The 23,855-nt window shown below is 64.8% G+C and carries 19 protein-coding genes; 13 read left to right on the top strand and 6 right to left on the bottom strand.

Annotated elements, in window-relative coordinates; genetic code table 11:
- From AC56LG_RS24160 to rpsL, 4 genes are all read right to left on the bottom strand, one after another.
- Nucleotides 1-192: GTP-binding protein (locus AC56LG_RS24160; RefSeq protein WP_497168581.1), on the bottom strand; the 192-nt coding region annotated here is incomplete at its 3' end.
- A 98-nt stretch (nucleotides 193-290) separates the two neighbouring features.
- A complete protein-coding gene (fusA, locus tag AC56LG_RS24155) occupies nucleotides 291-2,396 on the bottom strand; it encodes an elongation factor G (RefSeq protein WP_497168580.1) in 2,106 nt (701 codons plus the stop codon).
- 90 nt (nucleotides 2,397-2,486) lie between these two features.
- A complete protein-coding gene (rpsG, locus tag AC56LG_RS24150) occupies nucleotides 2,487-2,957 on the bottom strand; it encodes a 30S ribosomal protein S7 (protein WP_192052721.1) in 471 nt (156 codons plus the stop codon).
- Nucleotides 2,958-3,089: 132 nt separating this feature from the next.
- Nucleotides 3,090-3,476 (bottom strand): 30S ribosomal protein S12, encoded by a 387-nt coding sequence (gene rpsL, locus AC56LG_RS24145; RefSeq protein ID WP_056336781.1) that lies wholly within the window; start codon nucleotides 3,474-3,476, stop codon nucleotides 3,090-3,092.
- A gap of 355 nt (nucleotides 3,477-3,831) precedes the next feature.
- Here rpsL and AC56LG_RS24140 point away from each other — a divergent pair, with 355 nt between their 5' ends.
- Nucleotides 3,832-5,637 carry a phosphoethanolamine transferase gene (locus AC56LG_RS24140; RefSeq protein WP_497168579.1) on the top strand — a complete coding sequence of 602 codons (1,806 nt, stop codon included), beginning with the start codon at nucleotides 3,832-3,834 and terminating at the stop codon, nucleotides 5,635-5,637.
- 265 nt (nucleotides 5,638-5,902) lie between these two features.
- Here AC56LG_RS24140 and AC56LG_RS24135 read toward each other — a convergent pair whose 3' ends face one another.
- Complete coding sequence (locus tag AC56LG_RS24135; protein WP_497168578.1) at nucleotides 5,903-6,562, bottom strand: MutS-related protein; 660 nt, start codon at nucleotides 6,560-6,562, stop codon at nucleotides 5,903-5,905.
- 446 nt (nucleotides 6,563-7,008) lie between these two features.
- On the opposite strand from AC56LG_RS24135, the gene AC56LG_RS24130 reads away from it, so the two are divergent.
- The 11 genes from AC56LG_RS24130 (at nucleotide 7,009) to AC56LG_RS24080 (ending at nucleotide 22,401) form a co-directional block, all read left to right on the top strand.
- Complete coding sequence (locus AC56LG_RS24130; protein WP_497168577.1) at nucleotides 7,009-7,407, top strand: hypothetical protein; 399 nt, start codon at nucleotides 7,009-7,011, stop codon at nucleotides 7,405-7,407.
- A 285-nt stretch (nucleotides 7,408-7,692) separates the two neighbouring features.
- Nucleotides 7,693-9,486 carry a YbhB/YbcL family Raf kinase inhibitor-like protein gene (locus AC56LG_RS24125; protein ID WP_497168576.1) on the top strand — a complete coding sequence of 598 codons (1,794 nt, stop codon included), beginning with the start codon at nucleotides 7,693-7,695 and terminating at the stop codon, nucleotides 9,484-9,486.
- Nucleotides 9,487-9,842: 356 nt separating this feature from the next.
- On the top strand, nucleotides 9,843-11,108 hold the full coding sequence (locus tag AC56LG_RS24120; protein ID WP_497168575.1) for an efflux RND transporter periplasmic adaptor subunit: 1,266 nt from the start codon (nucleotides 9,843-9,845) through the stop codon (nucleotides 11,106-11,108).
- Between the two features lie 25 nt (nucleotides 11,109-11,133).
- Nucleotides 11,134-11,841, top strand: a complete 708-nt coding sequence (locus tag AC56LG_RS24115) for an ABC transporter ATP-binding protein (RefSeq protein WP_497168574.1) — start codon at nucleotides 11,134-11,136, stop codon at nucleotides 11,839-11,841.
- A 10-nt stretch (nucleotides 11,842-11,851) separates the two neighbouring features.
- A complete protein-coding gene (locus AC56LG_RS24110; protein ID WP_497168573.1) occupies nucleotides 11,852-13,162 on the top strand; it encodes an ABC transporter permease in 1,311 nt (436 codons plus the stop codon).
- A 21-nt stretch (nucleotides 13,163-13,183) separates the two neighbouring features.
- Nucleotides 13,184-14,416 (top strand): ABC transporter permease, encoded by a 1,233-nt coding sequence (locus tag AC56LG_RS24105; RefSeq protein ID WP_497168572.1) that lies wholly within the window; start codon nucleotides 13,184-13,186, stop codon nucleotides 14,414-14,416.
- A 52-nt stretch (nucleotides 14,417-14,468) separates the two neighbouring features.
- Nucleotides 14,469-15,809 (top strand): sigma-54-dependent transcriptional regulator, encoded by a 1,341-nt coding sequence (locus AC56LG_RS24100; protein ID WP_497168571.1) that lies wholly within the window; start codon nucleotides 14,469-14,471, stop codon nucleotides 15,807-15,809.
- Nucleotides 15,810-15,880: 71 nt separating this feature from the next.
- Entirely contained in the window at nucleotides 15,881-17,209 is a 1,329-nt protein-coding gene (locus tag AC56LG_RS24095) for a sensor histidine kinase (protein ID WP_497168570.1), read from the top strand.
- Between the two features lie 49 nt (nucleotides 17,210-17,258).
- The gene (locus AC56LG_RS24090) at nucleotides 17,259-18,038 is read left to right on the top strand and encodes a spermine/spermidine synthase domain-containing protein (protein ID WP_497168569.1); all 780 of its coding nucleotides are present in this window, start codon (nucleotides 17,259-17,261) and stop codon (nucleotides 18,036-18,038) included.
- 59 nt (nucleotides 18,039-18,097) lie between these two features.
- On the top strand, nucleotides 18,098-19,801 hold the full coding sequence (locus tag AC56LG_RS24085; protein ID WP_497168568.1) for a hypothetical protein: 1,704 nt from the start codon (nucleotides 18,098-18,100) through the stop codon (nucleotides 19,799-19,801).
- Nucleotides 19,802-19,947: 146 nt separating this feature from the next.
- Entirely contained in the window at nucleotides 19,948-22,401 is a 2,454-nt protein-coding gene (locus AC56LG_RS24080; protein WP_497168567.1) for a TonB-dependent receptor plug domain-containing protein, read from the top strand.
- A 3-nt stretch (nucleotides 22,402-22,404) separates the two neighbouring features.
- Here AC56LG_RS24080 and AC56LG_RS24075 read toward each other — a convergent pair whose 3' ends face one another.
- On the bottom strand, nucleotides 22,405-23,298 hold the full coding sequence (locus AC56LG_RS24075) for a LysR family transcriptional regulator (RefSeq protein ID WP_497168566.1): 894 nt from the start codon (nucleotides 23,296-23,298) through the stop codon (nucleotides 22,405-22,407).
- Nucleotides 23,299-23,392: 94 nt separating this feature from the next.
- Between AC56LG_RS24075 and AC56LG_RS24070 the strand changes: the two genes are divergently transcribed.
- On the top strand, nucleotides 23,393-23,827 hold the full coding sequence (locus AC56LG_RS24070; RefSeq protein WP_497168565.1) for a PACE efflux transporter: 435 nt from the start codon (nucleotides 23,393-23,395) through the stop codon (nucleotides 23,825-23,827).
- Nucleotides 23,828-23,855: the final 28 nt, after the last annotated feature.

Below are 23,855 nucleotides of genomic sequence, written 5' to 3'. Positions count from 1 at the left end.
GTTGATGGTGATGCCGCGTGCTTTTTCTTCCGGAGCTGCATCGATCTGGTCGTATGCCTTCGCTTCGCCGCCGAACTTCTTCGACAGAACGGTTGCGATTGCAGCCGTCAGGGTGGTCTTGCCGTGGTCAACGTGTCCGATGGTGCCGACGTTGACGTGCGGCTTGGTCCGCTCGAATTTACCTTTTGCCATTTTGATCTTCCTTTAAAAGAACGATGTATTAGTTTTGTTGTCGGCCTTGTCAGCGGCGGTGACGCCGCTGACAAGGCGTATTACTTTAGCTTGCTTAATTACTTGGCTTTTGCAGTGACGATTGCGTCGATCACGTGCTTGGGCGCTTCGGAATAGTGCTTGAATTCCATCGTGTAGGTCGCACGGCCCTGGGTCGCCGAACGCAGCGAGGTCGAGTAACCAAACATTTCCGACAGCGGCACTTCGGCTTTGATGATCTTGCCACCGCCGCCCGGGATTTCGTCCATGCCCTGCACCATACCGCGGCGGGACGACAGGTCGCCCATCACGTTACCGGCGTAGTCTTCCGGCGTTTCCACTTCCACGGCCATCATTGGCTCGAGGATGACTGGCGATGCTTTGCGGCAGCCGTCCTTGAATGCCATCGAACCGGCCATACGGAACGCGTTCTCGTTCGAGTCGACGTCGTGGTACGAACCGAAGGTCACGGTGACTTTCACGTCGACGACCGGGTAACCGGCCAGCACGCCGCTGGTCAGGGTTTCGCGCACACCCTTTTCGACTGCAGGGATGTATTCGCGAGGAATCACGCCGCCCTTGATGGCGTCGACGAATTCGAAGCCCTTGCCCGGCTCTTGCGGCTCGATCGACAGCACGGCGTGACCGTACTGACCACGACCACCCGACTGCTTGACGAACTTGCCTTCGACGTCGGTGACTGCCTTGCGGATCGTTTCGCGGTAGGCAACCTGTGGCTTGCCGACGGTTGCTTCCACGCCGAATTCGCGCTTCATGCGGTCAACGATAATTTCCAGGTGCAGCTCGCCCATACCACCGATGATGGTCTGGCCCGATTCTTCGTCGGTACGCACGCGGAACGACGGATCTTCCTGTGCCAGGCGGTTCAGGGCCAGGCCCATCTTTTCCTGGTCGGCCTTGGTCTTCGGCTCGACAGCCTGCTGAATGACCGGCTCAGGGAAGACCATCTTTTCCAGCGTGATGATCGCCGAAGGATCGCACAGGGTTTCGCCCGTGGTCGCTTCTTTCAGGCCGACCGCAGCGGCGATGTCGCCGGCGCGGACTTCCTTGATTTCTTCGCGCTGGTTCGCGTGCATCTGCAGAATACGGCCCAGACGTTCCTTCTTGCCCTTGACAGGGTTGTAGACGGTGTCGCCCGAGTTGACCATGCCCGAATAGACGCGGAAGAAGATCAGCTGGCCGACGAACGGGTCGGTCATGATCTTGAATGCCAGTGCAGCGAACTTCTCGTTGTCGTCGGCCTTACGGGTGACGACCTGGTCGTCCTCGTCGGTACCGGCGACTGGCGGGATGTCGATCGGCGATGGCAGGTATTCGACCACGGCGTCGAGCATGGCTTGCACGCCCTTGTTCTTGAAGGCGGTGCCGCACATCATCGGAACGATTTCCGAAGCGATGGTACGGTCGCGCAGTGCCTTCTTGATCTCGGCTTCGCTCAGTTCGCCTTCTTCGAGGTACTTGTTCATCAGCTCTTCCGACGCTTCAGCGGCGGTTTCGACCAGCTTCTCGCGCCATTCGTTGGCTTGATCAACCAGTTCGGCCGGGATGTCGCGGTAGTCGAACTTCATGCCCTGCGAAGCGTCGTCCCAGATGATCGCTTTCATCTTGACCAGGTCGACCACGCCCAGGAAGTTCTCTTCGGCGCCGATCGGGATCTGCAGCGGGATCGGGTTTGCCTTCAGGCGAGCGCGCATCTGCTCGTAGACCTTGAAGAAGTTCGCGCCGGTACGGTCCATCTTGTTGACGAAGGCCAGACGTGGAACTTTGTACTTGTTCGCCTGGCGCCACACGGTTTCCGACTGTGGCTGCACGCCGCCGACTGCGCAGTAAACCATGCAGGCGCCGTCGAGCACGCGCATCGAGCGTTCGACTTCAATGGTGAAGTCGACGTGGCCCGGGGTGTCGATGATGTTGATGTGGTGCGGCTCGAAGTTACCGGCCATACCTTTCCAGAAGCAGGTCGTCGCTGCCGAGGTAATGGTAATGCCGCGTTCCTGCTCCTGCTCCATCCAGTCCATGGTCGCGGCGCCGTCGTGCACTTCGCCGATCTTGTGGTTCACGCCGGTGTAGAACAGGACGCGTTCGGTGGTGGTGGTTTTACCAGCATCGATGTGAGCGGAAATACCGATATTGCGGTAGCGCTCAATGGGGGTCTTGCGTGCCATAATTTTTCCTAAATCTTTTAATGGACAAAACCGGGCGGCATTTTGGAAAACAAAATGTGCCCGGCCTGAACAACAGATACTGCGTTGTGCTTAGAAGCGGAAGTGCGAGAACGCTTTGTTCGCTTCAGCCATACGGTGCACTTCGTCACGACGCTTCATCGCGCCGCCGCGCATTTCTGCGGCTTCCATCAGTTCACCACCCAGGCGTTGCGGCATGGATTTTTCGCTGCGCTTGTTTGCGGCTTCGCGCAACCAACGCATGGACAGCGCCATACGACGAACCGGACGAACTTCCACTGGCACCTGGTAGTTGGCGCCGCCAACACGGCGGGACTTAACCTCGACCATTGGCTTGGCGTTGTTGATCGCGGCTGCGAACACTTCCAGCGGGTCCTTGCCCGATTTTTGCTGGATATGTTCAAACGCACCGTAGATGATGTTTTCAGCGACCGACTTTTTGCCGGACAGCATCAGGACGTTGACGAACTTGGCGACATCGGTATTGCCGAATTTTGGATCTGGCAGGATCTCGCGCTTGGGTACTTCACGACGACGTGGCATTTCAATTCCTTTATCTTCAGTTGAGTGCTTGTTCCGCACTCGCGAGGGCCATCATGACCGCTCACTTACTCGGCCTTCCGGCCGGCTCAACTTAACGTTTATATGTGACCCCGGTATGACCGGAACCGCAGATTACTTCTTGGCGCCGGCCTTGGCGCGCTTCGCACCGTACTTCGAGCGAGCTTGCTTACGGTCTTTCACGCCCTGGGTATCCAGCGCGCCGCGGACCATGTGGTAACGCACACCTGGCAAGTCCTTGACACGACCGCCGCGCAGCAGGACAACGCTGTGCTCTTGCAGGTTGTGGCCTTCACCGCCGATGTACGAAATGACTTCGAAACCGTTGGTCAGGCGAACTTTGGCGACCTTACGCAGAGCCGAGTTAGGCTTCTTTGGGGTCGTGGTGTACACACGGGTGCAGACACCGCGCTTTTGCGGGCAGTTTTCCAGTGCCGGCGACTTGCTCTTCACAACCGCGGCAACGCGCGGCTTGCGAATCAGTTGATTGATGGTTGGCATCGTTCCTAATCCAACAAAGTACTACAGTTGATAACCCGGACAAGCTGTCCGGGGACTGAAACCTAGTCCCGAAGGTCTGACAGCACAGGCGCCGAAAGCCACTCACCGAAGGAGCGGCTGCGAATGCGTATACGAAGTGCAGAATAAATCGAGAACTCGCGAGTATAGACTTGTCGCAAACCGCGGTCAACCGGTTTGCTGATTTGATGGGCAGCCGCCCGGCCGATCGGGGGCACTGCTGTGGTAGTCCTGACACAATCGGCACGAGATGCCGCCTCGTGTGCCTGGCTGGGAAATAGGTTGAACTGCAATAAAAGCCGGATAATAGCCGACTTTTACTGTTCCCCGTCTCTCGATGCGAACTTTGCCGCGCCCCGCCCACCTGGCCCTCGTACTCACTTACCTGGCGCTGTCGGCGGTGCCCTTCTTCCCTCTGACCCTCGGCCTGCCGCTGGCGCGCCCGGCCCAGCTGGCCGGCATGGCCTTCTTCGCCTGGATCGCCGTCTGGGCCCTGTTCAAACGCCCGGCATACTTTCACTGGTTGCTGCTGCCGGCGTTCATCGCACTGCCGGCGGAGCTGTACCTGTACGCCTACTACGGCCAGGGCATCTCGACCCACCACCTCGGCATCATGGCCGAAACCAGTCCGCTCGAGGCGATGGAATTCCTCGGCGCGCGCGCCTGGCTGATGCTGGCGGTGATGGTGGGCGTGGTGGCCTGGTGGGCGGCGACCTGGAGAATCGCCCTGGCGACGCGCGACTTCGACTGGAACGACCGCTCGCGCCCGCTGGTGCTGGGACTGGTGCTGGTTGCCGCGGCGCTGTTCGCCTATGGCCAGAAAGTCGGGGTGACGGGGGCGCCGGCCAAACCGGACCCGTCCGCCAAAATGCGCTACGTGACCTCCGCCCCGCCCTTGATTGCGCCCTCTGCCCTGCCGCCCCTGCCGCACTGGACGCAGCCGCCGTTCGAAGTCAAAGCCTTTGCCCAGTCGTGGCCGTTCGGCGTGGTGGCGCGCGGCCTCGATTTCTATAAAGAGCGCGTGTATCTCGCCGACCTGCACCGCCGCAGCGCCGCCTTCCGTTTCGATGCAGTGCAGGCCGACCCGTCCAATACCCCGGACGTGATCGTGATGGTGCTGGGCGAATCGGCGCGCTTCGACCGCTGGAGCCTGAACGGCTACGCACGCCCGACCAATCCGCTTTTGTCGCAGGAGCCAAACCTGATCAGCATGAGCGACCTGATCACCTCGGTTTCGGCGACGCGCCTGTCGGTGCCGGTGATCATTTCGCGCAAGCCGGCGATGCAGAGTCTCAAAGACGGGTTTACCGAAAAATCCTTCCTCACCGCTTTCAAGGAAGCCGGCTACAAAACCTATTGGCTGTCGAACCAGATCTCGTTCGGCAAATTCGACACGCCCGTGTCCGTATTCGCCAAGGAGGCGGATGCGGTCGAATTCCTGAACCTGGGCGGCTTTACAGACAATTCGAATTACGACGAAGTCCTGTTCAAACCGTTTGCGCGCGCGCTGGCCGACCCGGCCCCGAAAAAATTCATTGTCCTGCACACGCTGGGCAGCCACTGGAATTACGCGCACCGCTATCCGGCGCGCTTCGACCAGTGGAAGCCGTCGCTGGTGGGCGTGCATAAACCCGTGCTGACCGATACCGCGATCGAGCCACAGCTGAACAACAGCTACGACAATTCGATCTTATATACGGACTGGTTCCTGTCCCAACTGGTGAATCAGCTGAAAACAGGCGAGCGGGCCGCGGCCCTGATGTACGTGGCCGACCACGGCCAGACCCTGTTCGACGGCGCCTGCCGCCAGGTTTTTCACGGCCACAATAACCAGCACGAATTCCACGTGCCTGCCTTTGCCTGGTATTCGGATGCCTACGGCGCGCGCTTCCCGGACAAGGTAGCGCAGCTGCGCGCGCACCGCACGGCGCCGCTGTCGACCGAGAACATTTTTCATACGCTGGTCGATCTCGGCGATATCCGCTATCCGGGCGAAACACTCGCGCGCAGCATCGCCAGCGCGCAACTGACGCGGCATAAACGCTATGTCGACAGTTATGGCTGGGCCGATTACGACAATGCGACCCTAAAAGGCGATTGTCGTGAGGTGATCGACAAGGGGACGCCGTTGCCGCGCAAGTGATGCGAGCTTGGTGCTGTTGCCTGTGCAGCTTATTCATACGTTGATCCGCGTGGGCACAAGTGCCCACCCTACGGTGCACCACTGCCAGTAGCAATTTCATGAGACCGTGGTGCACCGTAGAGGTTGTGAAAAAATTGTCAGGGCAAGGGATACGGCCGCCCGGCGCGCCGCCGAAGACAGTACGTGGGTACGGCAAGGCGGCGCAACGCCGCCATGGCGATTTTTTCACAACCTCGTAGGGTGGGTTCCCCGAGCCCACGCGTACTCAAGCTGCCCGGCCAGGCACCATTTTTCCTGCCAACACATGCGCCCCCGCCTCCGGCTTTCCCAGATACCCAGTCAGCCAGCCCGCCACCCGCTGCGCCTTCTCCTCGATTTCCGCCCCAAACCCATGCGCTCCCAGCAGCGCAATGCCATTGGTCCGGTCCAGCACCCCGGGCGCCAGTGCCAGCCCCCCGCCGGCATCGCGCCGCAGGCAATGCGGCGCCAGCCGGTGTTCCAGCAAGCTCGCCAGCTCCAGGTTGTGCGAGGACACCAGCACCAGCGAACGTACCGCCAGCGTGTCGAGCACAGCGGCGGCGGCGGCCACCGATTCGACGTGGTTCGTGCCCCTGAAAATCTCGTCGATCAGGCAGACGCCCGGATGCGGCCCGGCGCCCGCCGCCAGCAGCGCGCGGGCGCGCGCCAGTTCGCTGATGTACAGGCTCTGGCCGCCCTCCAGCGAATCCTCGTTCTGCATGCTGGCGTAGACCGGCAGCATCGGCAGCCGCGCGCGGCGCGCATGGCAGAAACCAAAGGCGCGCGCCAGCACCAGGTTCAGGCCCAGCATGCGCAGGAAGGTGCTTTTGCCGACGCCGTTCGGGCCGGAGATGAAGGCGCCGTGCCCTGCCAATGCGATCGACAGGCCGGTGGGCGCCGCCAGCAATGGGTGGATAACCGTCCTCGATCGCCAGTTGTCCCTCGGCTGCGCGCTCGGCCCAGCACCAGTCCGGTTTCACCAGCAGGTGGCGCGCCAGGGCGGCATCGGCTTCCAGCGCGGCGCAGTGCAGCCAGCAGGTACGGATAAAAGCGCGTTCGCGGAACACGATTGCATTCGTCTTGTAGTAATGGGTGACGTTGGCCAGCGCGAACCAGTCGCCATAACTGGCGGCGCCGGGGCTGACGCGCGCGGCGAGCGAGCGCGACAGGCTGCGGTTGAGGCGGCCGGCATGCTGCGCGGTTTCCTCCCCTAGCCGGGCAGTCGCGACCAGCAGCAACTGGATCGTGTCAAGCGCACGTTTCCAGCTGTCGACGCGCTCGTGGTAGCGCATCTGCAGCGCGATCAGGACGTACAGCGCGGCGCCCGCGGCGATCCAGGCCAGCGGGCTGAGGATGACGGCGGCAATCGACAGAATCAGCGCCAGCGGCAGCAGCCAGGTCCAGCCGAGCCAGGCGGGCGGCGGTGACGCCTCTCCTTCGAACAGCAGGGCGGCGACTTCGGTGTCGGCCTGGCGCAGCGGGAGCAAGGCAGCGCGCACGGTCTCGATGCGCGCCGGGTCGGCCTGCAAGGCGCGCAGGCGCTCGGCCAGCGCGGCGCGCTCGCCGTCGTCCAGGCCTGCGCGCAATCTCCGGTACAGCTCCTGGCGGCCGGCGATGCTGACCTCGCCCGACAGGCCGGCCAGATACGGCGCCAGCAGCAAATCGTTCCAGGTCTGGTCGTCGAGGGCGAAGCTGTCCGGGCCTGCCATCACGCGCTGCAATTGCGCCACGTCGCTGTCGGCGAAGGGGTAATCGAGCGGGGTGGCGGGCGGCAGGAGCAACAGGCGGCGCACGGCGGCGCTGGCCTTATGCAGGGAATCGAACACGGGCGCAGCAAGGTTTTTCAAACGGAGATCCTGGCAATGACGAGGTTGTCTGAACAGTAAGTATGATCAAGTTGATAAATTTCAACAATTTTACTTATCCGATCAGCCCAGCCTTGAAAACAATGTTCGTTCCACCACATACGGCCGCGCTCGCCTCTGGCAGGATTGATTAATAGTTAATCAATTCAACTGAGTGGAAAGGAAAAACACGATGAAACGCGCGCTCGCGGCATCCCTGCTGGCAATGGCAGTGTCAGGCGCCTACGCCCAGCAAGGCGACGGCACCCAGGTGGCCCTCAACAACAACATCTTCAAACCGAACAAGGTCGAGCCAACGCCCGAGCGCATGCGCGGCATCAAGGCGCCAGACGGTTTTACGGTCACGCCGTTTGCCACCGGCCTGAAAAACCCGCGCATCATCGCGGTGGCGCCGAACGGCGACGTGTATGTGAGCCGGCGCGACCAGGGCGACGTGCTGCTGCTGCGCGACGCCAATGGCGACGGCCGCGCCGACGGCGAACCGATCCAGGTCGCCAGCCGCGCCGGCGCCCACGGCCTGGCGATCCGCGATAACAAGCTGTACCTGATCACCGTGAAGGAAGTCTTTGCTGCCGACATCAAGCCGGACGGCCGCCTCGGCGAATTGAAAATGCTGATCGGCGACTTGCCCGACAGCGGCCAGCACCCGAACCGCACCATGGCCTTTGGCCCGGACGGCATGCTCTACATCAGCGTCGGCAGCACCTGCAACACCTGCAACGAAAGCAATCCAGAGAATGCCACCCTGCTGCGCGCCTCGCCCGACGGCAAGCAGAGGAGCATCTTCGCCAGCGGCTTGCGCAACCTGATCGGCTACGCCTGGCATCCGCAGACGGGAGAGTTGTGGGGCCTGGACCACGGCATCGACTTCCTTGGCGATAACGCGCAGCAGGAAGAGCTGAACAAGATCGAGATGGGCAAGATGTACGGCTGGCCTCACGTCTACGGCAACAACGAGATCTACCCGCAAAGCACGCCGGTGGGCGAACTCAGCAAGCAGCAATGGCGCGATCGTTCCACGCCGATGGTGATGGGCTATACCGCACACGCGGCGCCGATGCAGTTCGTGTTCGCCAACCAGAGCGCCTTCCCGGCGGAATACCGCGGCGACGCATTCGCCACCATGCGCGGCTCGTGGAACCGCAACCCGGCCTCCGGCTACGAAATCGTGCGCGTGCGCTTCGAGAACGGCCAGCCGAAAGCGATCGAACCGTTTGTCACCGGCTTCCTCACCGACGGCGGCAAGACCCACATCGCGCGTCCGGTCGGCCTGGCGTTCGCAAAAGACGGTTCGATGCTGATGGCGGACGATGGCAATGGCGTGATCTATCGCATCGCCTACACAGGTAACAGCGGGGGCAGCGGCAAAACGCCCGCAGGCGCCGCGGCCATGCCACCGGCCGGTCCGATGAAGGAGCAAGCCAACAAGGGGAATAATGTACCGCTGGCGAACAAGCGTCCGGAGACGCAATCGTCCGGCGCCCTGTTCGTCAGCTCGCCCAGCTTCAAGAGCAACGGCATGCTCGACCAGAAGTACAGCGAGTATGCCGATGGCGTTTCGCCGGCGCTGGCGTGGAAGGCGGTGCCGAATGCGAAGTCGTACGCCATCATCATGGAAGACCCGGACGCGAAACCGGTCACGCCGTTTGTTCACTGGCTGGCCTGGAACATCCCCGCCACGGTCACCAGCCTGCCCGACGGCGTGCAGGAGCAGCCGCGCCTGACCGATCCGGAAGGTGTCCTGCAGGGCCGCAATACGCGCGGTTCGATGGGCTATTACGGACCGAAGCCACCGGTGGGCGAAGCGGCACACCATTACCACTTCCAGGTGTATGCGCTCGATGCGATGCTGGACGTGCCGTTCGGGTCGGATCGCGATACCTTGCTCAAGGCGATGCAGGGGCATGTGATCGGCAAGGGCGAGATCGTCGGGAAGTATGGGCAGAAGCAGAAGCCGCAGAAGTAACCGGGGCAGGCGACGGTGCGTGGGGCTGTTGCCTGCCCTGTTATCGGTTTTTAGAATCCCCGTGGACTCAGGAGTCCACCCTACGGTCAGCGCTAACGGCGAGATCATACGAAACCCGATTACGTACCGTTTCTCGTAGGGTGGACACTTGTGTCCACGCGGATCATGCATACCAATAGCCCCACAGGCAACAGCCCCACAACACCCGGACACACCGTGTCCGCGTACGTACGGACGCAAGCATACGGACACCGCGGACACCCGTCCGCCGGCGCGGTCACCGAATAAAATCAAACACTTAGCTTCTGGCACGGATCGTGCAATAACGACAGCATTACTTCGTTATCGACACCACCATGATCCGCGATACATCCCATCAAGACACCGTCGTCGTCGCGCCGCCCGGACAAAAGCTCAAACAACGTTCGCTGCTGGCCGGCGCCGCCGTCGCCATCGCTGCGGTGGCCGCCCTGCTGCTCTCCAGCTGGAGCAACAGCGAACACTCGGTGAATGCCAGCCGCCTGCGCATCGCCGAAGTCGGCCGCGGCACGCTGGTGCGCGACGCTTCCGTCAACGGGCGCGTGGTCGCCGCCGTCAGCCCGACCCTGTTCTCGACCGCGCCGGCCACCGTCAATCTGAAGGTGGCAGCCGGGGATACGGTGAAACGCGGCGACGTGCTGGCCGTGCTCGAGTCGCCCGACCTGTCCGACGCGCTGAAGCGCGAACAGTCGACCTACGAACAATTGAAAGCGGAAGTCGCGCGCCAGCAGATCCTGTCGCGCAAGCAGAAGCTGCTGGCCCAGCGCGAAGCCGACGTCGCCGAGATCGACCGCCTGTCGGCCCAGCGCACCCTGGAGCGCTACGAGTCGGTGGCGCAGGTCGGCGTCATCGCCAAGATCGACTACCAGAAAGCGAAAGATGCGCTGAACTCGGCCGGCATCCGCGCCAAGCACGCCACGCAGGCGGCTACCCTCGAAGGCGACGACGTCGCGCTGGCGATCCGCACCAAGAGCAACGAGATGGAGCGCGCGCGCCTGTCGATGGCGAATGCACAGCGCCGCGTCGACGAACTCACGGTGCGCGCCCCGGTCGACGGTTTTATTGGGACCCTGAACGTGCAAAACCGGATGGTGGTCGCCGCCAATGCGCCGCTGATGACGCTGGTCGATCTCTCGCGCCTGGAAGTCGAACTCGAAGTACCGGAGACCTATGTGTCCGACATGGGCCTCGGCATGAGCGCCGAAATCGCCCTGCCCGCCGGCACGGCGGGCGGCAAGCTGGTGGCCCTGTCGCCGGAAGTCGTGAAAAACCAGGTGCTGGCCCGGGTGCGCTTCGACGGCGCCCAACCGAAGGGCTTGCGCCAGAGCCAGCGCGTCACGGCGCGCCTCTTGATCGAAGAAAAGCCGAACGTCGTCATGCTGCCGCGCGGTCCTTTTGTCGAAAGCGAAGGCGGCCGCTTTGCCTACGTCGTGAAAGACGGTATCGCCGTGCGCACCCCGATCCAGCTGGGCGCCACCAGCATCTCCGCCGTCGAAATCGTTTCAGGCCTCAAACCCGGCGACCGGGTCGTCGTCGCCGGCACCGACACCTTCGAGAACGCGAACCGCGTCTCCTTGAATTAAAAACCTCCTCCTGAAAGGACATCCCATGCTGCGCATGACCAACCTCTCCAAGGTGTACCGCACCCACATGATCGAGACCCACGCGCTGCGCGGCTTCGAGATCCAGGTCAACCAGGGCGAATTCGTGACCGTCACCGGCCCCTCCGGTTCCGGTAAAACCAGTTTTCTCAACATCGCCGGCCTGCTCGAAGAATTCACCAGCGGAGAATACGTGCTCGACGGCGTCAACGTGAAGGGCATGAACGACGATGCGCGCAGCCGTTTGCGCAACGAAAAGCTCGGCTTCATCTTCCAGGGTTTCAACCTGATCCCCGATTTGAGCCTGTTCGACAACGTCGACGTGCCGCTGCGCTATCGCGGCTTCAACGCAGCCGAGCGCAAGGAGCGCATCGAAGACGCGCTGGCCAAAGTTGGCCTGGCCTCGCGCATGAAACACTTCCCGGCCGAGCTGTCGGGCGGCCAGCAGCAGCGCGTGGCAATCGCGCGCGCGCTGGCCGGCTCGCCCAAACTGCTGCTGGCCGACGAGCCGACCGGTAACCTCGATACGCAAATGGCGCGCGGCGTGATGGAACTGCTGGAAGAGATCAACGCGGCCGGCACCACCATCCTGATGGTCACGCACGACCCTGAACTGGCGGTGCGCACGCACCGCAACGTGCACATCATCGACGGCCAGGTGTCGGACCTGGTGCGCAAGGGGCCGACGCTGGCCGCCGCCGCTACCGTCGCTTGAGGAACAGGCCATGTTCAGCTATTACTTCAACCTCGGCCTGCGCAGCCTGCGCAGGAACCCTGCCCTCACCGCGCTGATGATACTCACGCTCGCCATCGGCGTGGCCGCCAGCGTGTCGACGCTGACGATCCTGCACATGATGTCGGGCGACCCGATCCCGCACAAGAGCGACCGCCTGTTCGTGCCGATCTTCGACGTGGCGCCGGTCGACAACTACAAGCCCGGCGACAAGCTGCGCGAGAACCAGGTCAGCTATCCGGACGTGATGAATCTCCTGAAAAGCGGCCAGGGCGTGCGCCGTACCGGCCTGTACGGCATCTCGGTGCCGATCGAACCGCCGCGCAAGGATTTGCCGGTCTTTTCCGCCAGCGGCATGGCGCCGACGCGCGACTTCTTCGCCATGTTCGACGTGCCCTTCCTGCATGGCCAGCCCTGGAGCGCGCAGGACGACGAACGTGGCGCCGACGTCGTCGTGCTCAGCCGCGAAATCTCCGAAAAACTGTTCGGCGACGCGAGTCCGGTCGGCCAGCGCATCAACGTGATGAACACCCCGTTCACCATCGTCGGCGTGATCGACAAGTGGGTGCCGCAGCCACGCTACTACCGGCTGGTCGGCGGCGACCAATACGGCAAGGGCGAGGACCTGTTCGTGCCGCTGGCCAGCGCGATCCGCCACGAAGCGACCCGCAACGGCGGCATGAACTGCTCCGAGCGCTCCGATCCGGGCTACGAGGGCACCCTGCGTTCGAACTGCACCTGGCTGCAGTTCTGGCTCGAGACCGCCTCCAGCGCCGACCGTGGCCAGCTGCAAGCCTACATCGACAGCTACGCCAGCGAACAGCGCAAGCTGGGCCGCATGAAGCGCGCCGCGCCGAACGGCCTGTTCAACGTGACCGAGTGGATGGAAGAGCGCGAAGTGGTCGGCAAGGACACCAAACTGTCGGCCTGGCTCGCCTTTGGTTTCCTGCTGCTGTGCCTGGTGAACACGATCGGCCTGCTGCTGGCGAAGTTTTCGGTGCGCGCCGCCGAAGTGGGCATCCGCCGCGCGCTGGGCGCCTCGCGCCGCGAGATCTTCCGCCAGTTCCTGATCGAGAGCGCCGTGGTCGGCCTGGCCGGCGGCGTGCTGGGTTTGATCCTCGCCTTTGGCGCGCTGGCCCTGCTCAGCATGCAAGGCAGCGAAGTGGCGGTGGTCGCGCGCATGGACCTGACCATGCTCGCCATCACCTTCATCATGTCGGTGCTGGCCGCGATCCTGGCCGGCCTGCTGCCGACCTGGCGCGCCTGCCAGGTGACGCCGGCCCTCCAACTGAAGTCCCAATAATCACAAGCGAGAGACACCATTATGGAAATCCGTCCCATCCTGTCCGCGCTCCTGCGCAACAAGACCGGCGCCATCCTGGTCGCCCTGCAGGTGGCGCTGAGCCTGGCGATCCTGGCCAACGCCCTGCACATCGTCGGCGAACGGCGCGCCGTCGTCAGCCGCCCGAGCGGCGTCGCCGACGAGCAGGCCGTGTTTTCGATCAGCGTGCGCAATCTCACCGCCGGCGGCTCCGAGCAGCAGCTGGCCACGCAAAAACGCGAAGCCGACGTCATCCGCGCCGTACCGGGCGTGGCATCTGCGGCCAACGTCAACCAGATCCCGCTGTCGCAATCGGGCTGGAACAACAGCGTCGCGGTCGACCGCAAGCAGGTCGACGAAACGGCGCCGGCCTCGTTCTACTTTTCGCCCGATTCGCTCGTTAACACCTGGGGCCTGAAACTGGTCGAAGGGCGCGATTTCCTGCCCAGCGAATACATGGACATCGACGCCAACAGCGACGCCACGCCGCGCCACGTGATCCTCACCAAGGCCCTGGCCGAGAAGATGTGGCCGGGCCTGCCGGCCACCGGCAAGACCATGTACTTCGGTACCGGAGAAGATGCGATCGAGGTGCGCGTGGTCGGCGTGGTCGAACGCCTGCAGACCCAGAGCGCGGAAGTGACCGAACGCGGCGAGTACGCCACCATCGCGCCGATGCGCCAGTACGGCGGCAATCCCGGCGCCACCTACACGGTGCGCGCCGAAGCCGGCCAGCGCGAACGCGTGATCCGCGACGTCGAGGCGGCATTGCGCAAGGCTTCGCCGACGCCGGTCATCCTCGAATCGATCACGTTCGAGCAGCACCGCAAGGACCGCTACCGCGCCGACGTGGCGCTATCGTGGATGCTGGTCACCGTCAGCGTGCTGCTGCTGTTGATCACCGCCAGCGGCATCGTCGGCATGGCCAGCCTGTGGGTCACGCAGCGCCGCAAGCAGATTGGCGTGCGCCGTGCGCTGGGTGCAAGGAAGCGCGACATCCTGCGCTACTTCATCACCGAGAACTTCATGATCACCAGCGCCGGCGTGTTCGGCGGCGTGCTGCTGGGCGTGGCGCTGAACCAGCTGCTGGTGAGTAAACTCGAGATGGCGCGCCTGCCGCTCGACTACCTGGTCGGTGGTGGCGTGGTGTTCTGGGCGCTGGGCGTGATCGCGGTGTACGGACCGGCCTGGCGGGCGGCGAGCATTTCGCCGGCGCTGGCCACCCGCAGTGCATGATCACAAAGCCGAGCTTGCTAAATGGAAATAAATTAATGCTATCCTAACAAGCATGCCTACCGTACTCATCATTGACGACAACGCAGCCGTCGGCCTCGCCCTCGACGTGCTGTTCTCGCTGCACGACATCGCGGCGCTGCATGCGGCCTCGCCCGAAGAGGGACTGGCCGTGCTGGCGCGCGCGCCGGTCGACCTGGTGATCCAGGACATGAATTTTACGGCGGACACGACCTCGGGCGAGGAAGGGGTGGCGCTGTTCCGCCGGATCCGCGGCCTGTATCCGGATTTACCAGTGATCCTGCTGACCGCCTGGACCCATCTCGACGCGGCGGTCGACCTGGTCAAAGCGGGCGCCGCCGACTACCTGCCGAAACCCTGGAACGACGCGCGCCTGCTGGCGACCGTCACGAACCTGGTGGAACTCGGCCAGGCCAACCGCGCGCTGGCGCAGCGCGTCGGGCGCGAACGGCGCGAGCGGCGCGAACTGGAACAGCAATTCGACCTGCGCGGCCTGGTTTGGGCCGACCCGGCCACCGAACGCGTGCTGCAACTGGCCTGCCAGGTGGCGCGCGCCGACATCCCGGTGCTGATCACGGGGCCGAACGGCACGGGTAAAGAACGCATCGCCGAAATCATCCAGGCCAATTCGCAGGTGGCGAATGGCCCCTTCGTGGTGCTCAATTGCGGCGCCCTGCCCTCGGAACTGATCGAGGCGGAACTGTTCGGCGCCGACGCCGGCGCCTACACCGGCGCCTCGCGGGCACGCGAAGGCAAATTCGAGGCGGCCGACGGCGGCACCCTGTTCCTCGACGAGATCGGGAATCTGCCGCCGGCCGGGCAAATGAAACTGCTGCGCGTGCTGGAGACGGGCCGCTTCGAGCGCCTCGGCTCGAACCGCGAGCGGCAGGTCAAGGTGCGGGTGATCAGCGCCACGAATGCCGACTTATCGGCGATGATCCGCGCTGGTACCTTCCGCGAAGACCTGTTTTATCGCCTGAACGTGATCGAACTGCGCCTGCCGCCATTGGCCGCACGCCCCGGCGACATCCTGCCGCTGGCGCTGAATTTCCTGGCGCCCGGCAAGCGGCTCGCCCCCGGCGCCGAAGCCGCGCTGCAGGCGCACGCCTGGCCCGGCAACGTGCGCGAACTCAAAAATGTGATGGCGCGCGCCAACCTGCTGGCGCAAGGCGACACGATCCGCGCGTCCGACCTGGGTTTGCCGGTGGCGGCGCAGCCGCAGCCGCAAGCGCCCGAGGCCGAGCTCGACCGCGACACCATCGCCGCCGCCCTGGCGCGCGCCGGCGGCGTGGTCTCGCAGGCCGCCGCCGAACTGGGATTGTCGCGCCAGGCCCTGTACCGCAGGATGGAGCGCCTCGGCATCGCCCGCCCCTGACCCGTAGGGTGGGCGGCTGCGCCGCCCACGCGTCCAACCAGCGCCTGCGCTCCCGCGCACTGAATCGAACCATGCGCCTCTCCCTCGTCACCCGCTTCTCCGCCCTGGTCGGCACCCTGCTCACGGTCGGCATCATCATCGCCCTCGCGCTCGACCACGTCCTGCCCGGGCGTCCGCTGCTGGCGGCCGCGCTTTGCCTGGCTTGCGTGATCCCGGTCGCGATCATCACGGTGCGCTCGCAGGTGCAGCCGATCCTGTCGCTGTTTCGCGCATTGGAGGGCACCGTCACCAGCTACCGCGACGGCGACTTTTCGTTCAGCCTGCACTGGCCGCAGGACGACGAATTGGCCGACCTGATCCGCGCGCACAACGAACTCGGCAACGTGCTGCGCGAGCAGCGGCGCGACCTGGTGCAGCGCGAACTGCTGCTCGACACCATGGTCCAGAACACCCCGGTGGCGATGCTGCTGGTGGCCGACGTGCCCCACCGTGCCGGCGCCGTCGTCTACGCCAACCTGGCCGCGCGCCAGCTGCTGGCGGATGGCCGCAAGCTCGAAGGCCACGCGCTCGACACCCTGCTGGCGCAATCCTCCCCTGCCCTCGGTGAAGCGCTGGCGCGTGGCGGCGACGGCCTGTTTACCGCCGGCGAAGGCGAGGACGAGCAGGTCTATCACCTGGCGCGCAGCAGCTTCAGTCTGAACGGGCGCAAGCACGAACTGCTGCTGCTGCGCCACCTGACGGCCGAACTGCGGCGCCAGGAAGTACAGACCTGGAAAAAGGTCATCCGCGTGATCAGCCACGAATTGAACAATTCGCTCGCGCCCCTGGCCTCGCTGGCCCACTCCGGCGCCGAGCTGGTGCGGCGCGGCCAGACCGAGCGCCTGCCGCAGATCCTGGAAACCATCGGCGAGCGCACCCGTCACCTGGAGAGTTTCATCCTCGGCTACGCGCGCTTCGCCAAGCTGCCGACGCCGCGCCCTGAACGCCTCGACTGGCCAGGTTTTATCGCGCGCCTGTCCTCGCAAGTCGCGTTCCGGCTCGAGGGCGAGCTGCCGCCGGAGCCGGCGCTGCTCGACCAGGCGCAGCTGGAGCAAGCCCTGCTCAACCTGTTAAAGAATGCGCACGAATCCGGTTCCGCACCGGAGGCGGTGGCAATGAAGGTGCAGCGCGCGCAAGACCTGCTGCGTATCGAGGTGCTCGACCGCGGCAGCGGCATGAACGAGGCGGTGCTGACGAACGCCCTGGTCCCGTTTTATTCGACCAAGCGCAGCGGCACCGGCCTGGGCCTGGCGCTGGCGCGCGAAATCGCCGAAGCGCACGGCGGCCGCATCCTGCTGTCGAACCGCGACGGCGGCGGCCTGGCGGTCACCATGATTCTGCCGGCGCTGACGCCAGGCTGAATGCGGGCGGCGGCTCTGGTAAGATCGCGCCTTACCTGCGCCGCCGACCATGCCTGAAAACTCCTCCTCGCCAGACCTCCGCTTCAGCCAGCCCGGCCACCCGCCGGCCACCGTCACCGAATTCGAGGGCGTGCGCTCGCTGCACCTCGGTACCTCGTGGGAGCAAGGCGCGATGCGCCTGTCTCGCCCGGACGCGATCGAACTCGAATACGTGCAGATGATGATGGCCTGGCTGCTGTTCCAGGATGCCCCGCGCCACATCGTGCAGCTGGGCCTGGGCAGCGCGGCGCTCACCAAGTTCTGCTACCGGCGCTTTCCCGACGCGCGCGTCAGCGCCATCGAACTCAATCCGAACGTGATCGCGATTTGCCGCGCATTGTTCGAACTGCCGCCGGACGACGCCCGCCTGCAGGTGGTTGAAATGAACGCGCTCGACTTCGTCCTCGACAAGCGCAACCACGGCACGGTCGACGCGCTGCAGGTCGATCTGTATGACCAGGACGCGCGCGGCCCGGTGCTCGATTCGGTCGCGTTCTACCAGGGCTGCTGCGACTGCCTGCGTCCGGGCGGCATCATGACCGCCAACGTGTTCGGCGAATTCGGCAACTACGACAAGAATGTAGAGGCGATGACCGAGGTGTTCGACGCCGTCGTCTGGCTGCCCGAGGTGCACGATGCGAACATCGTCGTCATCGCTTTCAAACATGCGCCGCAGATCGATTTCTCGATCCTGTTCGAACGCGCCGGCGCGATCAAGCGGCGCCTGAACCTGCCGGCGAAAAAATGGGTCGAGGGTCTCAAGGAGTGGATGCGCGACCAGCAGGGATGAGCCGGCGGCCCCTTGCGCTTGCATTGCCTGTAACATTGCCGGCACACTGATCGCGACAAATGGGCCGACTCCTCCTTACGCTGTTCCACATCCTGCGCCGCAACCTGATGCTGTTTGCGGCGATCGTGCTCGTTCTCGCGGCGGGCGGCTGGCTGCGCGGCGAATGGCAGCATATCGGGCGCATCGTCGACGAACTGCCTGCGCTGCGCACGGCCTGGGCCGATGCCGGCGCACACCAGGCGGCGCTGGCGCAGGCGCTGGCCGGCCAGGCCAGGCAACTGTCCGGCGCCGGCGTGCGCCAGCTCGATGCGCAGATCCGCGTGCTCGACCAGGAGATCGCCAGCCTGCAACGGGAGCGCGAGGAGGCTACGCTCCTTGGCGCCGCACTGCAGGGTGGCGCAACGGTACCGCAGCAGTTGCGCCAGGCCGCCATGCGCGAGATCGACATCGAACTGCGCCGCCAGCAGCGCGCATACCTGCTGCTCCTGCGCGGGCGCGTCGATGCCCTGGCCAACCGCAGCGCCGCACTCGCTCGACTCGAAGGACTCCGGCTGGCGCACGTGCGCGCCTATGCCGCTTATCAGGACGCGCTGCGGCAACGCGCGGCCTTCGCAGCGGCGGCAGGCCGCAGCGCAGGGATTCCCATCACTCCGTCGTACTGGCAACTGCGCGACCTCGACGGGCAGGTGCAGCGCTTGCGCGGCGCCACCGACAGGGCGCACGGGGCGTTCCTGGCGCAGCAGCGGTTGATCGTCAGGTTCCCGGCGCCGGGCACGGTGGCCGCATTCCAGGTCGACGAGGCGCGCCTTGCCGTGGCGCTGGCACCGCTGCGCGAGCGCCTTCTCCGGGCCGAACACCTGGAAGCGCAAAGCGCCGTCTGGCAAGCCTGGCAAGCCGTGCGGCCGGTGCTGCCCGTTGCGTTGGGCGTGCTGGCCGCATGGTTGCTGGTGCCGGCCGCCATCCGCACCCTGTTTTATTTCGTGCTGGCGCCGCTTGCCGCGCGCCGGCCGCCGATCGTGATCGCCCCGAACGCGCCCTCGGCGCAGCGCGCCACGCACGCTGCCTTCCGCTGCGCCGTATCGCAACGCGTCTGCCTGGCGCCCGGCCACGAGATGCTGATCCGGCCCGAATACTGCCAGAGCCAGCCAGCTGGCGTCGCCGTCAGCACCGCGTTCCTGTTCGACTGGCGGCACCCGTTCACCAGCATCGCGGCGCACCTGTGGATGCTCAAGCAACTGCATGCCACCCAGGCGGGCGAGATGGTCGTGTCGTCCACGGTCGATCCGCTCGAAGAAGTCGCGCTGCTCGAGATCGGCGCCGGCGAGGCGGTCGTGCTGCAGCCGCGCGCCCTGGTCGGGGTGATCTGCAAGAGCGGCCAGCGGCCGGTCATCCGCAGCCACTGGCGCCTCGGCACCCTGCATGCCTGGCTGACGCTGCAATTGCGCTATCTCGCCTTCGAGGGTCCGGCAACGCTGGTGCTGCATGGCCGGCGCGGGGTGCGGCTGGAGAAAGCCGGGGGCGGCAGAACGATCAGCCAGGACGCCACCCTGGGGTTCAGCGCTGGCGCCCGCTACGCCACCGTGCGCGCCGAACCGTTCCTGCCCTACCTGCGCGGCAGGCAAGCGCTGCTGCACGACAGGTTCGCGGGAGAAGATGCCTGGTACCTGTACGAGGAAGTCCCGCGCAATGCCGGCCCCGACCGGCAAAAAAACAATTCGCTGGAAGTGCTGCTCGACGCCGGCCTGAAAGCCTTCGGCATCTGAACGCCCTCGTACGCAGGTTCTGTTGCCGGTGCGATACACGAAAAACCCACGAAACACTGTTCTCCCGCCAGCATTGTTTTAACGCAACTCCGCAATGCTTAGCCCCGGCAAGATGCGTCAATCACTGACACTCTTCAACGGGAACCATGATGATGCACAAGACCCTGCAACCGACCTTGCTCGCCGCCGCGCTGCTGGCGGCCTTTCCGCATGCGCAGGGGCAAACACCGGAGCAAATAAGCTCCGGAGACGAGGAAGCCGCGCACAAGGTCGTGGTCGTCGGTTCGCGCGGCGCCGCCCGCTCGGCGCTCGACACGGCGGTACCGGTCGGCTTGGTCAGTGCGAAGGACCTGGCCTCGACCGGCACCCTGGAACTGGGCAAGGCGCTGCAGGAACTCGACCCCTCGTTCAATTTTTCCACCACCTTCATCAGCGACGGTACCGACATCATCCGCCCCGCCACCCTGCGCGGCCTCGGTCCCGATCAGTTGCTGGTGCTGGTCAACGGCAAGCGCCGCCACCAGCAGGCGCTGGTCAACGTCCAGCAAACGGTCGGACGCGGCTCGGCCGGCACCGACATCAATGCCATTCCGATGTCGGCCATCAGCCGCATCGAGGTGTTGCGCGACGGCGCCGCCGCCCAGTACGGGTCCGATGCCATCGCCGGCGTCATCAACATCGTGCTGAAGGAAGGCACGGGCAAGGGCCTGGCCAGCGTCAGCGCCGCCACCACCGGCGAAGGCGACGGCGACACCTATGGCGCCAGTGTCTACCGCGGCTTCGCGCTGGGCGCGGACGGCGGCTACCTGAGCCTGGCGGCGGAGGGCCGGCGCCGCGGCGAAACCAACCGCGCCGGCATCGACACCCTGCGCGTGAATCCGCCGCGCGTCACCCAGCGCATCGGCGACAGCCTGGCGCGCGACGCCTATCTGTGGACCAATGCCATGCTGCCGGTGGGGCATGGCGGCGAGCTGTACCTGTTTGGCGGCGCCTCGAAACGCAGCGGCGACGCCGCCGGCTTTTATCGCCCGCGCGGAGATGCGCGCAACGTGCCGGCGGTGTATCCGGACGGCTTCCTGCCGAATATCCGCACCGAGGTGCGCGACGCCTCACTGGCGTTCGGCTACCGCGGCGCGTTGGGCGACACCTGGAAATACGACCTCAGTTTCAACCACGGCCGCAGCGAGCTGGTGTTCAACGAACGCAATTCGATCAACGTCAGCTACTGGTACGAGCCGATCTGCCCTTGCGACATCAATGCCCAGTCGCCGCGTGCAGCCTATACCGGCACGCTCGGCTTCCAGCAATCGACCTTCAACGCCGACATCAAGGGCCAGCTGCACTTCCTCGGCCAGCCGATTTTCGTCGCCACCGGTTTTGAATACCGGCGCGACAGCTACCGCATCGAGGCGGGCGAACCGGTGTCGTACCAGTACGGCCGCACCAACAACCCCACCATCGTCATCCGCGACCAGCTCGGCGGCATCGCCCAGGCCGGCATCCAGGGTTTTCCCGGCTATACCCCGGCCACGCAAGTCTACGAGGGCCGCCACAACACCGCCTTCTACGTCGACCTCGAGCACCAATGGAGCGAGCGGCTGACGCTGGGCTCGGCCCTGCGCCGCGAGCGCTATTCCGACTTCGGCACCACCACCACGGGCAAGCTGATCGCCCGCTTCGACCCGAGCCGCGTCTTCGGCATCCGCGCCAGCGCCTCGACCGGCTTCCGCGCGCCGTCGGTGCAGCAGAAGTTTTATAGCTCGGTATCGACCAATCTGAACAATGCGGGCGTGCTGACCGACACCCTGACCGCGCGCGAAGGCAGCGCCGTCACCCGGGCTTTCGGCATCGCCCCGCTCAAGGATGAGACTTCGCGCAGCGCCAGCATTGGCATGGTGCTGCGTCCGGTCTCGAATTTTTCGGTGACGGCGGACGTGTACCGCACCGACATCGACGACCGCATCGTCTTCTCCAGTACCATCGCACCGGAAGGGGGCGCCGGCCCGATCCGCGCCATCCTCGATCCGCTGCGCGTGGGCCAGGCCCAGTTCTTCACCAATGCGATCGATACCGAGACGGTCGGCCTCGACGTGGTGGCCGAGCACACCACGCGCAACCTGGGCGCCGGTACGTTGACGCTGTCGGGACAGCTGGGCGTGCATCGCACCGAGGTCAAGGCGCGGCGCTCGTCGTCGCCGGTGCTGACCGGCGCCCAGCTGTTCGACGATGCCCAGGTCACGCTGATCGAACGCGGCCAGCCGCGCCAGCACCACGTGGTCGCGGCCGATTACGCACGCGGCGCCTGGGGCGCCAACCTGCGCGCGAATTACTACGGCGAAGTGCAAGGCCAGGGATTCACCGCGCCTTTCGTGCAGACCTGGGAAGCGAAATGGCTGGTCGACCTGGCGCTGCGCTACCGCTTTACGCGCAGCCTGAGCCTGGCCGCCGGCGTCGACAACGCCTTCGACCGCTACCCGACGCGCTGGGACACGAGCCGCGCCGCGCCCTTCCCGCAGATGGGCTTTACGTACTGCTGGGAGACCTGCCCGTTCGGGATCAACGGGAGAACGATGTATGCGCGCGCGGAATATGCGTTCTAAACATCAACGGCCTGTCCGGCGATATTCGCTGAACACCTCGCCCATGAAGTCCACCACTGCCCTGATGCGCGCGCTTGCACGCAGGCCGCTGTGCATCGACAGCCAGATGTCCTGGTCGAGTTCGGGAATATGGGGAATCGCGGCGACCAGGTCCTGCTGGCCGCCCGCGAGAAAGGTCGCGAGCACACCCAGGCCTGCGCCATGCGCCACGCCGTCGAGGATGCCGAGTCCGTAGCTGCAGCGCAGCCACGGCGCCGGCGCGCCGGGCAGGCTGCGCAACCACTGGTCGGACTGAAATTCCGCGCGCGGCTCGTCGAACCCGACAAAGGGCAGGCTCGCCCAGTCCCGGCTGGCCAGGGCGGCCGCATGGCGCGTCGCCACATCGCGGCTGCAATACAGGCCGAACGACAGCACGCCGATGTTGCGGGTGACGAGGTCGAGCTGTTCGGGCCGGAAAGGCCGGATCGCGATATCGGCCTCGCGCCGCGCCAGGCTGTAGGGCCGGTGCGAGGTGACGATTTCCACTTCGACGTTGGGATAGGCGTCGTGGAAGCGTGCGAACCGGGTCGTCAAAAAATACGATAGCCACTCGTCGGTATTGATCCGCACCAGGCCGGACGCGGCATGCGCATCCTGGTGATCGCGCGTGCGTTCGATTTCGAGCGCAATCTCCCCCATCTGGCCCGCCCAGGCGATGATCTCGGCGCCAAAGGCCGTCGGCGTGCAGCCGCCCTGGAAGCGCTCGACGACGCGCTGGCCGAGCGCGTCCTCGAGGGCGTCGAGCCGGCGCGACAGCGTGGCCGGGCTCAGTCCGGCCTTCCTGGCCGCGCCACGCAAGGTACCCTCCTGCACGATGAGGAGCAGCAGCCGTAGATCGTCCCAGTTAGCATGTTTCATATTTGAAGCATGATGCACCAATTTTTCGTCTATGCATACATTAATGCATATGGGATCATGGCGCCGCTTCTTACTCAGCCTTCAGAGAATTCACATGCGTACCTTCCGCGACCGCGTCCGCCACGCGCTCCTGTTCGAGGCCGTGGCCCTGGCCATCTTCATCCCTGGATCGGCCATGCTGTTCGGCCAGCCGCTCGAGCACATGGGCGTGATCGGCATCGTCTCGGCGACCATCGCCACGCTCTGGAACTTCATCTTCAACATGGGGTTCGACCGCGCCCTGCTGCGCTTGCGCGGCAGCGTCCGGAAAACGATGGCGCTGCGGGTCGCCCACACCCTACTGTTCGAGGCCGGACTGGTCATCATGCTCATCCCCATGATTGCCTGGTACCTGGACATCGGCCTGTGGGCAGCGCTGCTGATGGACGTCGCGATCGTCGTCTTCTACCTCGTGTACGGGTTCCTGTTCAACATCGGCTACGACGCGGTCTTCCCTGTCGCTGGCGGGGCCGCGCCACACGGCGCGTGAAGGATTCCGTCTGACCGCTTCCCCGGCA

This window comes from Telluria sp. ZB2R32 (assembly GCF_059685715.1).
Note: the sequence above shows the minus strand (reverse complement) of the source record. Positions and strands in the feature narration are given on the sequence as shown.

Coding starts and splice junctions, on each gene's coding strand:
- fusA (WP_497168580.1), bottom strand. CDS start 2,396: ATGGCACGCAAGACCCCCATTGAGCGCTACCGCAATATCGGTATTTCC.
- rpsG (WP_192052721.1), bottom strand. CDS start 2,957: ATGCCACGTCGTCGTGAAGTACCCAAGCGCGAGATCCTGCCAGATCCA.
- rpsL (WP_056336781.1), bottom strand. CDS start 3,476: ATGCCAACCATCAATCAACTGATTCGCAAGCCGCGCGTTGCCGCGGTT.
- AC56LG_RS24140 (WP_497168579.1), top strand. CDS start 3,832: ATGCGAACTTTGCCGCGCCCCGCCCACCTGGCCCTCGTACTCACTTAC.
- AC56LG_RS24130 (WP_497168577.1), top strand. CDS start 7,009: ATGACGGCGGCAATCGACAGAATCAGCGCCAGCGGCAGCAGCCAGGTC.
- AC56LG_RS24125 (WP_497168576.1), top strand. CDS start 7,693: ATGAAACGCGCGCTCGCGGCATCCCTGCTGGCAATGGCAGTGTCAGGC.
- AC56LG_RS24120 (WP_497168575.1), top strand. CDS start 9,843: ATGATCCGCGATACATCCCATCAAGACACCGTCGTCGTCGCGCCGCCC.
- AC56LG_RS24115 (WP_497168574.1), top strand. CDS start 11,134: ATGCTGCGCATGACCAACCTCTCCAAGGTGTACCGCACCCACATGATC.
- AC56LG_RS24110 (WP_497168573.1), top strand. CDS start 11,852: ATGTTCAGCTATTACTTCAACCTCGGCCTGCGCAGCCTGCGCAGGAAC.
- AC56LG_RS24105 (WP_497168572.1), top strand. CDS start 13,184: ATGGAAATCCGTCCCATCCTGTCCGCGCTCCTGCGCAACAAGACCGGC.
- AC56LG_RS24100 (WP_497168571.1), top strand. CDS start 14,469: ATGCCTACCGTACTCATCATTGACGACAACGCAGCCGTCGGCCTCGCC.
- AC56LG_RS24095 (WP_497168570.1), top strand. CDS start 15,881: ATGCGCCTCTCCCTCGTCACCCGCTTCTCCGCCCTGGTCGGCACCCTG.
- AC56LG_RS24090 (WP_497168569.1), top strand. CDS start 17,259: ATGCCTGAAAACTCCTCCTCGCCAGACCTCCGCTTCAGCCAGCCCGGC.
- AC56LG_RS24085 (WP_497168568.1), top strand. CDS start 18,098: ATGGGCCGACTCCTCCTTACGCTGTTCCACATCCTGCGCCGCAACCTG.
- AC56LG_RS24080 (WP_497168567.1), top strand. CDS start 19,948: ATGATGATGCACAAGACCCTGCAACCGACCTTGCTCGCCGCCGCGCTG.
- AC56LG_RS24075 (WP_497168566.1), bottom strand. CDS start 23,298: ATGAAACATGCTAACTGGGACGATCTACGGCTGCTGCTCCTCATCGTG.
- AC56LG_RS24070 (WP_497168565.1), top strand. CDS start 23,393: ATGCGTACCTTCCGCGACCGCGTCCGCCACGCGCTCCTGTTCGAGGCC.